Origin of the sequence: Psychrobacter sp. Choline-02u-9 (assembly GCF_002836505.1) — a bacterium.
Classification (GTDB): Bacteria; Pseudomonadota; Gammaproteobacteria; order Pseudomonadales; family Moraxellaceae; genus Psychrobacter.
On record NZ_PJBF01000048.1, the window covers coordinates 1 to 15,316 of the forward strand.

Below are 15,316 nucleotides of genomic sequence, written 5' to 3' on the forward strand. Positions count from 1 at the left end.
TCATGGGCAAGTTTTAACCAATCTGCAATAACATCTTTACTAACTGTATTACCTTGTTTCTCAATGGCCGCCATTATTTTCCCATTACTGTCATTAGCAAATGGCTGTGTTAAGTCCATATGTAAAAGTTCACTAGCAAGAGCTGCTATTATTTTGCTAGCATTATTAGCAGTTCTAGGGTGCATGGGTTTATCATTAAGTGATATGGGTTTTTGCTCTAACAGCTCCACTTTACTGATTAAATCTTTGATCTCATCATCTTTTTTTGCTAACTGATCAATAGCAATATCATGCATATTAGGATCAATACTTTGACTTCTAGAAGCTTTTTTTTGTTCTGCTGCTAATCTTTCTTTAAATTCCTTTCTTTCTCTAATATAGCGAAGTGTAGCACTAGGAGAGCTATTTAATGCTTCGTAGCATTCTTCAAAAGCATTAAAATCTAACCCTATTTTGGATATACAATCTAATGATAGGACATCTTCAATTTTCCAATATTTGTTATCGAAGATGTTTTCTACATGGTCATCTAAAACTTGCTCTAAAAAAAATTCTGTTGGATATTGCTCTTCATTGCCACAGTCATCATATTTTTGCTTATGAAATCCATATTTACTAATTAGCTCGTCTAAGTTTGGGATCTCATGTAAAGAGAAACTTCCATCTTTGTTATACGGTATTTTAGGATTTGCTACTTTCGAAAAAAAGGAGTCGTAAATATAGTAATCTAGCTTCAAAAAATCATCATCGCCTATAAGGTAGTTAGCAACCATTTTTTCGCTATCATCTCCATATAAAGCAATAATAATTATGAACTCGTAAAATAGAACGTAGCTTTCGTGCTCATTATCATCAAAGACTTCTTTTTCACTTTCTTCCATTTTACGCATCATTTCGTAAATAATACCCACAGCACACACCTCTACACACTATTAAATCAAAGTAGATATAAGACAAGCTAGCCTAAAGCTATATGAACGACTGGCTTTCGATTGTTTATCATGCCTTGCAAGATTTTTATTATTATTTGCTCAATCAAAACATCATACAATTACCAGCCAAATTTAGCACAAAAAAAAGCCAACCATTGAAAACAATGATTGGCTTTTCTCTATTACTGCTATGTTTGGTCGGAACGGCAGGATTTGAACCTGCGACCACTACACCCCCAGTGTAGTGCGCTACCAGACTGCGCTACGCCCCGAGTGACTGACTATTTTACGCAAAATTATGTATATTGCAAGGGCTATTTATAGCAGCCAAACTCTACAATATTATTCTGCATAGCATAGTCAGTATAATCGCTTAGCAGCCAATATTAACCCAATAATTCTTTTAGAATTTGGTTCACTTGCTGTGGGTTAGCACTACCGCGACTGGCTTTCATGACCTGACCGACCAGACCGTTAAAGGCTTTTTCTTTACCGCCGCGATATTCTTCGACCATCGATTCATTTTTTGCGATGACTTCTTCAACGATGGCTTTGATAGCGCCAGTATCGGTTTCTTGTTTGAGGCCTTTATCTTTGATGATTTTATCTGCTGCATCATCGCCATCGCCGCCTTCGCGCTCATATAGAGCACTAAAGACTTTCTTGGCCAGTTTGCCAGATAGCGTGTCATCTTTGATACGCTTGAGCATGCCAGCCAATTGCTTGGCGCTGATAGGGGAGTCGATGATGTCTGTGTCATCTTTGTTCAGGGCGCCGAGCAAGTCGCCCATGACCCAGTTGCCAGCCATTTTAGCATCTTGCTGACCGATTTCAGCCACCACATCTTCGAAGTAATCAGCAATTTGACGACTACCAGTCAAGATACGAGCATCGTATTCTGACAGACCAAGCGCTTCTTCAAAGCGTGCGCGACGAGCCACTGGTAGCTCTGGCATCGCTGCTTTGATCGCATCAACCGTATGCTGCTCGATACGGACAGGTAGCAGGTCAGGATCAGGGAAGTAGCGATAGTCGTTGGCGTCTTCTTTGGTACGCATGGTACGCGTTTCATCACGCTCTGGATCATATAGCATCGTCGCTTGAACGACTTTGCCGCCATCTTCTAGGATATCGATTTGACGTTCGATTTCACGATTGATAGCACGTTCGATAAAGCGGAACGAGTTTAGGTTTTTTAGCTCAGTACGCGTACCGAGATCAGCGCCTGGCTTGCGCACAGAGACGTTACAGTCACAGCGGAATGAGCCTTCGGCCATCACTGCGTCTGAGATACCTAGCCACGTGACTAGCTGATGGATGGCTTTGATGTAGGCAAGTGCTTCGTGAGCTGAGCGCATGTCTGGCTCAGAGACGATTTCGATTAGTGGCGTACCAGCACGGTTCAAATCCACACCAGTCATACCGTCGACTGCGTCATGGACAGATTTACCCGCATCTTCTTCTAGATGCGCGCGGGTGATACCCATACGTTTAGGGTATTCGTTCTTTTCGCCTTCATTGACCACGACATCGATATAGCCTTCACCCACGATAGGATTAGCCATCTGAGTGATTTGATAGCCTTTAGGCAGGTCAGGGTAGAAGTAGTTTTTACGGTCAAACGTATTAAACAGCCCCAGCTCAGCATTGACACCGATACCGAATTTTAATGCACGATCGACCACACCAGCATTTAGCACTGGTAATACGCCAGGCAAACCCAAATCGACGATGCTAGCTTGGCTGTTTGGCTCATGACCGAAATCAGTCGGCGCACTTGAGAAAATCTTACTTTCCGTATTTAGCTGACAGTGAATCTCGATACCGATGACCACTTCATAGCCATCGACAAATAGCTCTTTACGCACGGCGTGTTCACGGACGGCATTGTTATCAGTAGTAGCTGTACTCATTATACCGTCTCCTTTGCGATGGTAGAGTGTTGTAGGTGATGGTCGGTATGCTGCTGGAACAGGTGCGCAGTCGTGAGCAGTTGACTCTCTTGCCAATGCTTACCGATTAATTGCAAGCCAATAGGGAGGCCTTCTGTCGTCAAACCAACTGGCTGACTAAGTGCAGGTAGACCCGCTAGGTTGACCGCGATGGTATAAACGTCACCCAAATACATCGTTGCAGGATCTAGGTCTTCACTGAGCTTATAGGCCGCAGTCGGTGCAGTTGGGCTAGCAATCACATCACAGCTAGCAAATGCTTCATCGAAGTCTTTAACGATCAAACGGCGAATCTTCTGTGCTTTAGTATAGTAAGCATCGAAATAGCCAGCAGACAGTGCATAAGTCCCTGTCAAAATACGGCGTTGTACTTCAGGGCCAAAGCCTTCAGAGCGTGAGCGCGTGTATAGATCGATAAGGTCCGTTGGGTTTTCACAGCGATAGCCAAAGCGTACGCCATCGAAGCGTGACAGGTTCGATGATGCTTCAGCAGGTGCTAGCATGTAGTAAGTGGCAAGTGTGATCTCAGGATCAGTGATGTTTACTTCTACAATCGTTGCGCCTAGCTCTTCGTATTTCTTGAGCGCAGCACGTGCTGCTTGCTCGACTTCACTATCAAGGCCTGTACCAAAGTATTCTTTGGCCACACCAATACGAAGACCTTCAAATGGCTTATCACCAGCAGCAGCTTGGGCATCATTGATGTCTTGTACGTAGTTAGGCATCTCGTACTTGATAGAAGTGGCATCGCGTGGATCATGACCAATCATCGGCTGGAGCAGATAGGCGCAATCTTTAGCGCTGCGTCCCATGCTACCCGCTTGATCCAAACTTGAGGCGTAGGCAATCATACCAAAGCGTGACACACGGCCATAAGTCGGCTTAATACCTGTTAGGCCGCAGAATGAAGCAGGCTGACGAATAGAGCCACCCGTATCACTACCGGTAGCAACAGGGACAAAACCTGCGGCAACAGCAGCAGCACTACCACCTGACGAGCCACCAGGGACGCGCTCTAGGTTCCAAGGGTTTTGTACCGTACCGTAGTAAGAGCTACTGTTGTCTGAGCCCATCGCAAACTCATCCATATTGAGCTTACCTAAGCTAATCATGCCAGCTTTGTCGATGTTAGAAACGATAGTCGCGTCATATGGTGAGACAAAGTTATGTAGCATCTTAGAGCCACAAGTGGTCAGTACACCTTGGGTACAAAAGATGTCTTTGTGCGCCATTGGTACACCAAGTAGTGGACGCTGATCTCCCTGAGCACGCATCTCGTCTGCCGCTTTTGCTTGTGCGCGTGCTGTCTCAGAAGTATGAGTGATAAAACTGTTAATCTTGCTGTCTAGCGCATCGATACGCTTGATGTAGTGTTCGGTTAATTCGGCGCTGCTAAATTGTTTGTTTTGCAAGCCAGTAATGAGCTGCTCGGTACTTAATAAATGAAGTTCAGACATAAGGTGTCGTCCGTCAAAATGTTAATAGCATAAAATAAAATGAGATAATGGCAAATGCGTGATTATATTATTCAGCCACTATTATTCAATCACCTGAGGCACTAGATACAAGCCTTCTTCTACGGCAGGTGCGACTGACTGATTACGCTCACGATTGATGTCGTGTTTTGCCACATCAGCACGCAACTCTTGGCAAGCTTCATGGATATTGGCTAGTGGCTTGATGTCTGTGGTATCAACGTTAGATAGCGTATTCATCAGTTTTAATACTTTACTGATATCATCAGCATAGCTATCGGCTGTACTTTCATCGACACCTAAGCGGGCAAGGTTGGCAACTTCTAGGATTTCTTCACGGCTGACGTTGCTGTCAGACGTTGCTGGCTGCTGAGACATAGTTTCTCCAGTTAAGGACAGTTTTTGTTAGAGTAGTTGATTACGAAAACGAAAATACGTAAGCGCTAAAATAGAAACAACTAAAATACAAACAAATAGTAAGTGGGCTTATTATAAAGCATCTGACTCAAGTTTACAGAGCATGACGCTTGATTGATGCACAATCTCAACCAAGAGACTGAATTGATAAAGACGTAATATTAAATAAGATATAGTGCTAGCCGAGCCATAATGCCAATTAAGACACAATGATTTACAGAGAATTGCAAAACTGACCCCCTAATTCATCATTGTTCCTTAATTGCTCTCCAATTAGCTTCTAAAATACGTTACAGTATGCATCTGCTATTAAGCAAAACATTCATCTGCCTGTAGAGCCTTGTTAGTTATCAGATTAAATGATGTTTCATTGAGTTGAATGATATTCACTACTATTTCAAACTTTGTAACAACTTTTGGCGTCTAAGACAAAAATCCTTACTTACTGATGCAAATATCTATGTTTTTTTTGAGCTAAATCGGTATAATTTAGCTCAGTTTTTTCATATCATCATTATTGTTTGAATTTTGACTTGTTGGAATGATAACTGTTGCCACAAGTAATGTTTAACGACGACCTGCTCAACACTGACGAGTAACACCTCAGTCAATCTCATTCGCCTCATTCGTAAGACGCTGGATATATTAGTCATGAACCTGTTTGGATTTTTATCAAATAATATCGCTATCGACCTCGGTACTGCGAACACCCTAATTTTTATTCCTAATAAAGGCGTCGTGCTTGACGAGCCTACGGTGGTCGCGTTACGAAGCAATCGTACTCAGAACCCGACCGTCGCCGCTGTTGGTATCGATGCCAAGCAGATGCTAGGTCGTACGCCTGCGAACATCACAGCGATTCGCCCGTTGAAAGACGGTGTGATTGCTGATTTTGAAGTGACGCAAAAAATGCTTAAGCACTTTATCGCTAAAGTAAAAGCCAAGCGTTTTATGGCACAGCCTAACGTCGTGGTTTGTGTACCATGCAAGTCTACTCTAGTTGAGCGCAAGGCGATTCGTGAGGCAGTATCATCAGCAGGCGCGAGCAAAGTACTATTGCTAGAAGAGCCGATGGCTGCGGCTATCGGTGCTGGTATGCCAGTTCATGAAGCCAGTGGTTCTATGGTTGTAGATATCGGTGGTGGTACGACTGAGATTGCCGTTATCGCGCTATCTGGTTGCGTATATGCTGAGTCTATTCGTATCGGTGGCGATATGTTTGATGAAGCGATCATCACTCATGTACGCCGTACGCATGGTTGTGTCATCGGTGAGACGACTGCTGAACGCATCAAAAAAGAAGTCGGTTCTGCATTGAATGAAGATAGCCAACTAGAAGTAGAAGTTCGTGGTCGTAGCATGGCAGAAGGTGTGCCAAAGACCTTTACTGTCAATTCAGAAGAAGTGCAAAAAGCGTTGACTGATCCATTGAGCGGTATTGTTAGCGCTGTAAAAGTAGCGCTTGAGCAGACTCCGCCAGAGTTGTCATCAGACATCGCTGAGCGTGGCATTGTATTGACAGGTGGCGGCGCACTATTACGTGACTTAGACAAACTTATCTCACAAGAGACCGGTTTACCAGTGACGGTAGCAGAAGACCCATTAACCTGCGTTAGTCGCGGTGGTGGTATCGCGCTTGATTTCATCAATAATAAAAGTTTAAACATGATTTTTGTTTAAGTCATCTTTATCCTTAATTGCCCTATAGTCTTGGCAATATATGATGATTTATGTGAAAGATGAAACTATAAATATAGTCGGTTCAATATAATTTGGATACAGGGAAGCCGAGCGAAAGTACTATAAGTATTAGGCTGAGCGAGACTGACACCTTACCTAATTTATAGAAAATTGACTATATATAAAATTAAAGGTAGCCGATTGTGCTACCTTTAATTGCATTCATTTGTGCTAGAACCCAATATCCTCGATAAACACTCATGCTGTAAATAAGTGCTATTGTTCATTTTAGAATCCTTAAATCAGACGACTTATGACTCCAAGTATTTTTGCGCGCCAGCCGTTATCACTTCGTAAGACTGTTATCGTATTGATAGCAGCCTTAATTTTGATGTGGTTTGATAGCAAAAACTCTGATTGGTTTAAGCCAGTACGTAGCACCAGTCATGCCGCCATGCAGCCAATCTATGAGCTGTCTCTATTACCAAGCTATGCCAAGCATTGGGCTGGTGGCAGCCTGCAATCAAAAGAAGCACTGCGTCGCGAAAACATGCAGCTAAAATCGCAATTGATACACGCGCATGCCAAGTTACAACAGCAAGATTATATCTTGGCACAGAATGCACGCCTGCAAGGTATTTTATCTACCACCAAGCCTGAGCAGTTTGATCTTAATTTGGCGCAAGTCATCGGCACAGATACCAACTTGCTCAGACAGATTGTCGTGCTTAATAAAGGGGAGCAAGATGGCGTACAAGTTGGGCAAACGGTCATCGATGAAGACGGTGTGTTAGGACAGATTATCAATGTCTACCCGAATACTAGCCGTCTGTTGTTGATTACAGATGAGCAGCAGTCAGTTGCGGTCACTGTCAAGCGTACCGGTCAGCGCGCCATTGTTACAGGCCAAGGCATTCCATCTTCATTAAGTCTCAATTACGTCTTCAAAACATCAGATGTGCGAGTAGGTGATGAGCTAGTGTCGTCAGGACTGGGCGGTCGTATTCCGGCAGGTTATCGAGTAGGGCGTATCGCGCATGTCAAAGATGAGCAAACCGATAACTTTAGAACGATCGAAGTTACTCCAGCGGCCAATTTTATCGATAATGCCTATGTCTTAATACTTCAAGACAAGCTGTTAAATGAGAACAATGCTGCTGCTATTGCTCCATAGATAACAACGTAAGTCACAGTATTAACGTTTTAAAGCTCTTTCCACTTATGGTATTCACCTTGCCAATATCCAATCAACAATATAACAGCAACCATCAAACACTCGCTAAGGTAAGTACCCATGTCGTATCCTGATTCTGAGAATGCCACGGTACTATTGATAGTTGTGATTGTTCTAAGTTTCATCGCTGCATCATCACTCAATGTCTATCCATTAAGCCCAAGCATGGCCACACTGCGCCCCATGGTCATGATTATGGTGCTGATTTATTGGTTGCTGTTTCAGCCGCGCTATGTCGGAATTTTCACCGCATTTACGGTTGGGCTAATTGCTGATTTATTGATGGATACCCATTTAGGGCAGCAAGCGTTCGCCGCTGTTGTTGTTGCACTGGTTATCAAAATTACCAGTATCTATGTCAGACAGTTGAATACCGTTAGCGCTTGGTTAATTGCTAGTCTAGGGTTGATTGTCTTTCAGTTAAACCTATGGATACTACAGATGTTTATTCAAAACGTCTTTGTCGCCCAGTCTGCTGTGTCATTGTTTATGAGTATCATTAGCTGGCCACTCGTGCTGTTTGCTTTGCGCAAGTTTTCGCGTTAATGAGTCACTAGCTATAGCTATTACTCTGATTGATAGATTAGTTTGCTCGGCCCACAATGCTGTATGACTACATACATCATAAATTTATAAATGAAGAGAATATCGATGGATATCGTTTTGGCATCTGGCTCTCCGCGTCGTCGTGAGCTACTAGAAAGAGCGCAATTAGATTTTACTATCTTAAGTATAGATATCGACGAGACGCCGTTAGATAATGAGTCGCCAACAGACTATATCGAACGCATGGTCGCAACCAAAGCCGATGCCGCGATACAACAATTAAGCGACACCTCTCAAGCAAATCACGATAGCCTTACATCACCGTTTATTATTTTGACTTCTGATACCATCGGTGTACTGTCGGATGGTAAGACAGTATTGGTCAAACCCGTCGATCGCGAGCACGCATATAGTATGTGGCAGCGTATGTCTGATAACGTCCACGAAGTATGGACTGCCGTTCAAGCGACTCAAGTACAGCTATTGCCCAAAGTAGAACGAAGCCCCTCAGAACCTACACAGTGCTTGCAAATTATCAACCAACAGCGAATTACTGAGCGTACGGAAGTGACTTTTATACCTCTGACGACACAGATGATGAGCGACTATTGGGACAGTGGCGAACCCGCTGATAAAGCTGGTGGATATGGCATTCAAGGACTGGGTGCTGCGTGGGTCAGTCGTATCAATGGTAGCTACACCAATGTTGTTGGTCTGCCACTGGCGCAAACACTGGCACTAATCAAAGAAATGACAGAAGGCAGTATGGACACAGTCAACCCGTTATAATGGGATATGCACATAATGACACGGTAGGGTAATGGGCAAGAGCAAGTCGCATTTGTTACACTGTCAATCTAATAGGCGATGACCGTCTAATAAGAAAGCTGAGAGATAAGAGAAAAAACTATGTCCGAAGAGCTGCTGATTAATATTAGTCCAATGGAATCCCGTGTTGCGGTTTTAGACAATGGTATTTTGGGCGAGATTTATATTGAACGACATCACAAACTGGGGTTGGTCGGCAATATCTATCTGGGGACGGTCGTACGTGTCCTTCCTGGTATGCAAGCAGCCTTTGTGGATATTGGTCAATCACGGACCGCATTTCTACATGTCAACGATATGCAGCGTGAAACACGACCCGTTGTAGAAAAAAACAAAGCGGCTAAGGCCACTAAGCGCGAGATAGATGAGGACGATGCCACTGCCAACGCTTCTGCTGATAGTTTGGCTGTGACACCGCCTATTGTCAGTGCACAAAGTACAGAGATCGTACCAGCGTCTAAAACATTGATTCAGCATCGCTTGCATGAAAGTCAGCGTATTTTGGTACAGGTAACCAAAGACCAGTTAGGAAGTAAAGGTGCTCGTTTAACGACCAATATCTCGCTGCCATCACGTTATCTAGTATATTTGCCATCGAGTGATCATATTGGTATATCGCAGCGTATTGATGGCGAAGAAGAGCGTAGCCGATTAAAGACCGAGCTTAGCAGCCTGATGCAGAAAGTCAATCTAAAAGGTGGACTGATTGCCCGTACCGCTGCTGAGCGTGTGCCTGTCGATAAGCTAGAAGAGGACATCTATTATCTATTGCAGCTATGGCGTACCATCTGTGCTCGCCGCCAAGAGATTAACCATCATCAGAGCTCAGAGCTGATCTATCAAGAACTGTCGCTACCATTACGTTCTATCCGTGACTTGGTTCACGCTGATACCGAAAAAGTCATTATTGATAATACACAGATTTATGAGCAAGTCAGATACTTTGCCAAAGAGTTTGTTCCATTCGTCTATGACCGAATCGTGCATTATACCGCTGAGCAGTCGCTATTCGATGTACACCGTGTAGAAGATGACTTACGTGACGCACTAAAGCGCCGTGTCGATCTAAAGTCTGGCGGTTATCTGATTATCGATCAGACCGAAGCTATGACCACGATCGATGTCAATACAGGTTCTTTTGTGGGTGGTCGCTCATTAGAGGATACGGTCTATAAGACTAATCTAGAAGCCACACATGCTATCGCTCGACAGTTACGACTACGTAACCTAGGCGGCATTATTATTCTAGATTTTATCGATATGCTTGAGCAACAGCACAAAGATGACGTGCTTGAGAGCTTACAGGCGCAGCTTACTCAAGATTATGCAAAAACTAAGATTACGCAGGTTAGTGAGCTTGGCTTAGTAGAGATGACACGCAAACGCACGCGTGAATCGTTGGGTCAGCAGCTCTGTGAGCCGTGCTCAACTTGCCAAGGTCGCGGGTTTGTCAAAACCGCAGAAACCGTTTGCTTTGAGATCTTCCGTGAGATTATGCGCTGCGCCCGCACTTATAACTCTCCTAAGAAATTCACAGTGGTGGCTCATGCAGCAGTCATTGATTTACTACTTACAACAGAGTCAGATACAGTGGCTGATTTAGAGTATTTACTGGGTAGGGTGATTACTTTTGATGTAGAGAACCTATATACCCAAGAGCAGTATGATATTGTTTTAGATTAATATTATTTAAAATAAATAATAATTTTAGATGAAAATATTTGTGTGATTAGTAGCCAGTATAAGATGGATCATCTCTAATGATACTAGAGATTGCTCTTGCAATACCTAAAATACTATGTATAATATACACCACTGAATTATATATGCGCAGCTGAATAAAAAAAGCTGGCGCTATGACAGCTAGAGCATCGTTTCTAGCACTATTTCATTATGCCTTTGCTACTTTCCATTTAATAGGAGGGTTGGCGGGGCTTTAAACTATTTTGCTTTTGGCACGCTATAAGTTCGGATAAAGAACTCATTCTGGTTAAGAACAGAAGGCCGCTTTAAGTGAATATTTAACCAAACTGCTTTTGATCATGGTCTTGCGACGCAAGAATGACAAAGGCACATATTAGGAGCTTGCTGGCATGGCTAACCAGAGAATCCGTATCCGTCTTAAGTCTTTTGATCATCGTCTGATTGATCAATCTGCACAAGAGATTGTTGATACTGCAAAGCGCACCGGTGCGCAAGTTTGTGGTCCTGTACCGTTGCCGACTCGCATTGAGCGCTTCAACGTTCTAACCTCACCACACGTTAACAAAGACGCTCGTGACCAGTACGAAATCCGTACTCATAAGCGTATGGTTGATATCGTTCAACCAACTGACAAAACTGTGGATGCGCTAATGAAATTAGATTTAGCGGCGGGTGTTGACGTTCAAATTGCTTTGGGTTAATGCACATTAAACACCCAACCCATTAATATAAGATATAAAGAGGTCTAAAATGGCGATCGGTTTAGTCGGTAAAAAGTGCGGCATGACCCGTGTCTTCACTGAAACAGGCGCATCTATCCCTGTAACAGTTGTTGAGGTCGATGCAAACCGCATTACTCAAGTAAAAAATACTGATGTAGATGGTTATCAAGCCATCCAAATTACCACAGGTACTCGTCGTGACAGCCGCGTAACAGCTGCACAAAAGGGTCACTTCGCTAAAGCTGGTGTTAAAGCTGGCCGTGGTGTTTGGGAGTTCCGTGCCAACGAAAGCGATCTTGAAGGTCGTGAGATTGGTGGCGAGATTCTAGCTGACTTGTTCGAACAAGGTCAGATGGTTGATGTGACAGGACAGAGCAAAGGTAAAGGTTTCCAAGGCCCTGTTAAGCGTCACAACTTTAGTATGCAAGATGCTACTCATGGTAACTCAGTGTCTCATCGTGCGCATGGTTCAACTGGTCAAAACCAGTCACCAGGTAAAGTATTCAAAGGCAAGAAGATGGCGGGTCAGATGGGTAACAAACGTGTTACCGTTCAGGGCCTAGAAGTGATTTCGGTTGATGCCGAAAAAGGGTTACTTGTCATCAAGGGTGCTATCCCAGGTGCCACCGGTGGCGATGTTATCGTACGTCCGTCAGTCAAAGCCTAAGCAAGGGGATTAACGTGGATTTAAAAACAGTTACAGGTGCGGCGGTTGAGCTTTCTGATACGGCATTTGGTCGTGAATTCAACGAAGCACTAGTGCATCAAGTCGTCACCGCTTATTTAGCTGGTGCTCGCCAAGGTACACGCGCACAAAAAACACGTGCCGAAGTTTCTGGCGGTGGTATTAAGCCATGGCGCCAAAAAGGTACTGGTCGCGCTCGTGCGGGTTCTATTCGTAGCCCAATCTGGCGTTCAGGTGGTCGTGCATTCGCTGCAAAACCACAAGATTGGTCACAGAAAGTAAACCGTAAAATGTATCGCGGTGCGATGCAGTGCATCCTAGCAGAATTGATTCGTCAAGAGCGTCTGATTTTGGTAGAAGAGTTGAGCGTTTCTGGGCCGAAAACCAAAGAACTGATTGCTAAGTTAAATGATTTAAATGCACCTCGTGCACTAATCGTTACTAAAGAAGTTGATGAAAACTTATACTTAGCTGCTCGCAACATTCCACACGTCAATGTACTTGGTACAAATGAAGTGGACCCAGTGAGCTTGATCGCATTTGATAAAGTGATCATGTCAGTTGAAGCTGCGAAACAATTTGAGGAAGCACTAGCATGAATAACGCAAGACTTTATCAGGTCTTAAGAGGGCCTGTATTCTCAGAAAAATCTCAAATGCTTGGCGACTCACTTGGTGTGCAGGTATTTAAAATTGATTCTAATGCTACTAAGCTTGAAGTCAAGAAAGCAGTTGAGTTGATGTTTGAAGGTGTTGAAGTCACTAAAGTAAACACTTTGAATGTTAAAGGTAAGACAAAGCGTTTTGGTAAAAGCATCGGCCGTCGTAACGACTACAAAAAAGCCTATGTTACCTTAAAAGCTGGTCAAGATGTACAAATGGCTGATGCTGGTGAAGAAGTAGCGAATACTACTGATTCTACTAGTGAAACAGCGAATAACGAATAAGGATTACACTCATGCCTATCGTAAGAGCAAAGCCAACATCACCAGGCCGTCGTTTTGTTGAAAAAGTAGTGCATCCACACCTGTACAAAGGTCGTCCGTTTGCAGCACTTCTAGAATCAAAAAGCAAGTCAGGTGGTCGTAACAATAATGGCCGCATTACTACTCGTCACATTGGCGGTGGTCATAAGCAACATTATCGCATTATCGATTTCAAACGTACTAAAGACAATATCCCAGCAACGGTAGAGCGTATTGAATACGATCCTAACCGTACTGCTCATATTGCTCTACTTAAGTATGCTGATGGCGAACGTCGTTACATTATCGCTGCTAAGAAACAAGTAGTTGGTGATACAGTAATGTCAGGCGAGACTTCTCCAATTCGTCCAGGTAACTGCTTACCGCTAAAAAACATCCCATTGGGTACTGTGATTCACAATATCGAGCTTAAAATCGGTAAAGGTGCACAGATGGCTCGTTCTGCGGGTGCTAGCGTTCAGTTACTAGGTCGTGACGGTGTTTATGCTATTCTACGTATGCGTTCTGGCGAAACTCGCCGTGTACACGTAAATTGCCGCGCTGTTATTGGTGAAGTTTCTAACACTGAAAACAACTTGAAATCACTTGGTAAAGCCGGTGCTTCACGTTGGCGTGGTGTTCGTCCTTCTGTTCGTGGTGTCGCTATGAACCCGGTTGATCACCCACACGGTGGTGGTGAAGGTCGTAACAAAGGTCGCCATCCAACCAGCCCTTGGGGTCAGAAGTCTAAAGGACTTAAAACGCGTCACAATAAGCGTACTGACAACATGATCATCCGCCGTCGCGCCAAGAAGAAATAAAGGAAGAATTTCATGCCTCGTTCATTGAAAAAAGGTCCATTCATAGACGCGCACTTGTTTGCTAAAGTTGAGAATGCATTAGACACCAACTCACGCAAGCCAATTAAGACTTGGTCGCGCCGCTCGATGATTCTGCCACAAATGGTTGGCCTAACTTTATCTGTTCACAACGGCCGTACTCATGTACCGGTTATCGTGAGCGAGCAGATGGTTGGTCATAAACTAGGTGAATTTGCCCCGACTCGTACGTATCGTGGTCACGGCATTGACAAAAAAGCTAAGAGATAAGGTGCTTACCATGGAAGTAACTGCAAAATTACGCGGTGCCGCCATATCGGCACAAAAAGTTAGACTCGTTGCTGATGAAGTTCGTGGCAAATCTATTGAGCGTGCTTTGGATATCCTAACGTATAGCAATAAAAAAGGCGCTGTGTTTGTTAAGAAATGCCTTAACTCAGCCATCGCCAATGCCGAACATAATCACGGCTTAGATATTGACGACCTAAAAGTCGCTACTATCTATGTTGATGAAGGCATTACGCTAAAACGTATCCTACCACGTGCCAAAGGCCGTGCTGATCGTATCAGCAAGCGTACTTGTCACATCACTATAAAGGTAGGAGAATAAGTTATGGGTCAAAAAGTACATCCAATCGGAATTCGTCTTGGTGTTGTAAAAAAGCATAACGCAAACTGGTATGCTAACCCTAAACAATACTCAGAATACCTAATCAACGACATTCAAGTTCGTGAATATCTACGCAAGAAGCTAGATAACGCTATGATCAGTAACATCATGATCGAGCGTCCTACTGGTGCTGCTAAGATTACCATCGCCACTGCGCGTCCTGGTATTGTTATCGGTAAGAAAGGCGAAGATATCGAAAGACTTCAAAAAGAATTGACCAAAATTATGGGCGTACCTGCTCAGGTCAACATTGAAGAAATCACGTCACCTGACCTTGATGCACGTTTGGTAGCAGACGGCATCGGTAGCCAGCTTGAGCGTCGTGTTATGTTCCGTCGTGCGATGAAACGCGCGGTACAGAACAGCATGCGTTCTGGTGCTAAAGGTATCAAGGTTGAGCTGTCTGGCCGTTTAGGCGGTGCTGAGATTGCTCGTAGTGAATGGTACCGTGAAGGTCGTGTGCCATTGCATACACTCCGTGCTGATATTGACTACTCGTCAATTCGTGCAGAGACAACTTACGGCACCATCGGTGTTAAAGTTTGGATTTTCCGTGGCGAAATCCTTGACGGTATGAACAGTGTATATAATCCCGTCAAAGAAGAGCAGACTCGTGCGCCAAAACGCCGTGGTCGTGGAAACCGTCGAAACTCAGACAGAGGTTAAAC

Annotated in this window: 17 protein-coding genes and 1 tRNA gene; 13 read left to right on the forward strand and 5 right to left on the reverse strand. The window is 44.0% G+C overall.

The window, feature by feature from the left end; genetic code table 11:
- From CXF69_RS06420 to gatC, 5 genes are all read right to left on the reverse strand, one after another.
- Window positions 1-911, reverse strand: a 911-nt coding sequence (locus CXF69_RS06420; protein ID WP_145990074.1) for a hypothetical protein, incomplete at its 3' end; no start/stop codon positions are given.
- Window positions 912-1,127: 216 nt separating this feature from the next.
- Window positions 1,128-1,204, reverse strand: a tRNA-Pro gene (locus tag CXF69_RS06425).
- Between the two features lie 114 nt (window positions 1,205-1,318).
- Complete coding sequence (gene gatB / locus CXF69_RS06430; RefSeq protein WP_101204875.1) at window positions 1,319-2,845, reverse strand: Asp-tRNA(Asn)/Glu-tRNA(Gln) amidotransferase subunit GatB; 1,527 nt, start codon at window positions 2,843-2,845, stop codon at window positions 1,319-1,321.
- Window positions 2,845-4,341: an Asp-tRNA(Asn)/Glu-tRNA(Gln) amidotransferase subunit GatA gene (gene gatA / locus CXF69_RS06435; RefSeq protein ID WP_101204874.1), complete on the reverse strand. Its 1,497-nt coding sequence runs from the start codon at window positions 4,339-4,341 to the stop codon at window positions 2,845-2,847. Before gatA ends, gatB begins: the two co-directional genes overlap by 1 nt.
- An 81-nt stretch (window positions 4,342-4,422) precedes the next feature.
- Window positions 4,423-4,737, reverse strand: a complete 315-nt coding sequence (gatC, locus tag CXF69_RS06440; RefSeq protein ID WP_057758683.1) for an Asp-tRNA(Asn)/Glu-tRNA(Gln) amidotransferase subunit GatC — start codon at window positions 4,735-4,737, stop codon at window positions 4,423-4,425.
- A gap of 681 nt (window positions 4,738-5,418) precedes the next feature.
- Between gatC and CXF69_RS06445 the strand changes: the two genes are divergently transcribed.
- The 13 genes from CXF69_RS06445 (at window position 5,419) to rpsC (ending at window position 15,314) form a co-directional block, all read left to right on the forward strand.
- On the forward strand, window positions 5,419-6,456 hold the full coding sequence (locus tag CXF69_RS06445; protein WP_057758685.1) for a rod shape-determining protein: 1,038 nt from the start codon (window positions 5,419-5,421) through the stop codon (window positions 6,454-6,456).
- Window positions 6,457-6,769: 313 nt separating this feature from the next.
- The gene (gene mreC / locus CXF69_RS06450; RefSeq protein WP_102077941.1) at window positions 6,770-7,630 is read left to right on the forward strand and encodes a rod shape-determining protein MreC; all 861 of its coding nucleotides are present in this window, start codon (window positions 6,770-6,772) and stop codon (window positions 7,628-7,630) included.
- 120 nt (window positions 7,631-7,750) lie between these two features.
- Entirely contained in the window at window positions 7,751-8,236 is a 486-nt protein-coding gene (mreD, locus tag CXF69_RS06455) for a rod shape-determining protein MreD (protein ID WP_102077940.1), read from the forward strand.
- A gap of 105 nt (window positions 8,237-8,341) precedes the next feature.
- The gene (locus CXF69_RS06460) at window positions 8,342-9,025 is read left to right on the forward strand and encodes a Maf family protein (protein WP_180952609.1); all 684 of its coding nucleotides are present in this window, start codon (window positions 8,342-8,344) and stop codon (window positions 9,023-9,025) included.
- A 120-nt stretch (window positions 9,026-9,145) separates the two neighbouring features.
- Window positions 9,146-10,747 (forward strand): Rne/Rng family ribonuclease, encoded by a 1,602-nt coding sequence (locus tag CXF69_RS06465; protein ID WP_102077938.1) that lies wholly within the window; start codon window positions 9,146-9,148, stop codon window positions 10,745-10,747.
- A gap of 410 nt (window positions 10,748-11,157) precedes the next feature.
- Window positions 11,158-11,469: a 30S ribosomal protein S10 gene (gene rpsJ, locus CXF69_RS06470; RefSeq protein ID WP_010196670.1), complete on the forward strand. Its 312-nt coding sequence runs from the start codon at window positions 11,158-11,160 to the stop codon at window positions 11,467-11,469.
- 49 nt (window positions 11,470-11,518) lie between these two features.
- Window positions 11,519-12,157, forward strand: coding sequence for a 50S ribosomal protein L3 (gene rplC / locus CXF69_RS06475; protein ID WP_057758696.1), 639 nt, complete (start codon window positions 11,519-11,521; stop codon window positions 12,155-12,157).
- A 14-nt stretch (window positions 12,158-12,171) separates the two neighbouring features.
- Window positions 12,172-12,774 carry a 50S ribosomal protein L4 gene (gene rplD / locus CXF69_RS06480; protein ID WP_057758698.1) on the forward strand — a complete coding sequence of 201 codons (603 nt, stop codon included), beginning with the start codon at window positions 12,172-12,174 and terminating at the stop codon, window positions 12,772-12,774.
- Entirely contained in the window at window positions 12,771-13,121 is a 351-nt protein-coding gene (gene rplW, locus CXF69_RS06485) for a 50S ribosomal protein L23 (protein ID WP_057758700.1), read from the forward strand. Before rplD ends, rplW begins: the two co-directional genes overlap by 4 nt.
- An 11-nt stretch (window positions 13,122-13,132) precedes the next feature.
- Window positions 13,133-13,960: a 50S ribosomal protein L2 gene (gene rplB / locus CXF69_RS06490; RefSeq protein WP_057758702.1), complete on the forward strand. Its 828-nt coding sequence runs from the start codon at window positions 13,133-13,135 to the stop codon at window positions 13,958-13,960.
- Between the two features lie 12 nt (window positions 13,961-13,972).
- On the forward strand, window positions 13,973-14,248 hold the full coding sequence (gene rpsS / locus CXF69_RS06495; RefSeq protein WP_010196682.1) for a 30S ribosomal protein S19: 276 nt from the start codon (window positions 13,973-13,975) through the stop codon (window positions 14,246-14,248).
- Window positions 14,249-14,258: 10 nt separating this feature from the next.
- Window positions 14,259-14,588 carry a 50S ribosomal protein L22 gene (gene rplV / locus CXF69_RS06500; protein WP_021813373.1) on the forward strand — a complete coding sequence of 110 codons (330 nt, stop codon included), beginning with the start codon at window positions 14,259-14,261 and terminating at the stop codon, window positions 14,586-14,588.
- Window positions 14,589-14,591: 3 nt separating this feature from the next.
- Window positions 14,592-15,314, forward strand: a complete 723-nt coding sequence (rpsC, locus tag CXF69_RS06505) for a 30S ribosomal protein S3 (RefSeq protein WP_057758704.1) — start codon at window positions 14,592-14,594, stop codon at window positions 15,312-15,314.
- Window positions 15,315-15,316: the final 2 nt, after the last annotated feature.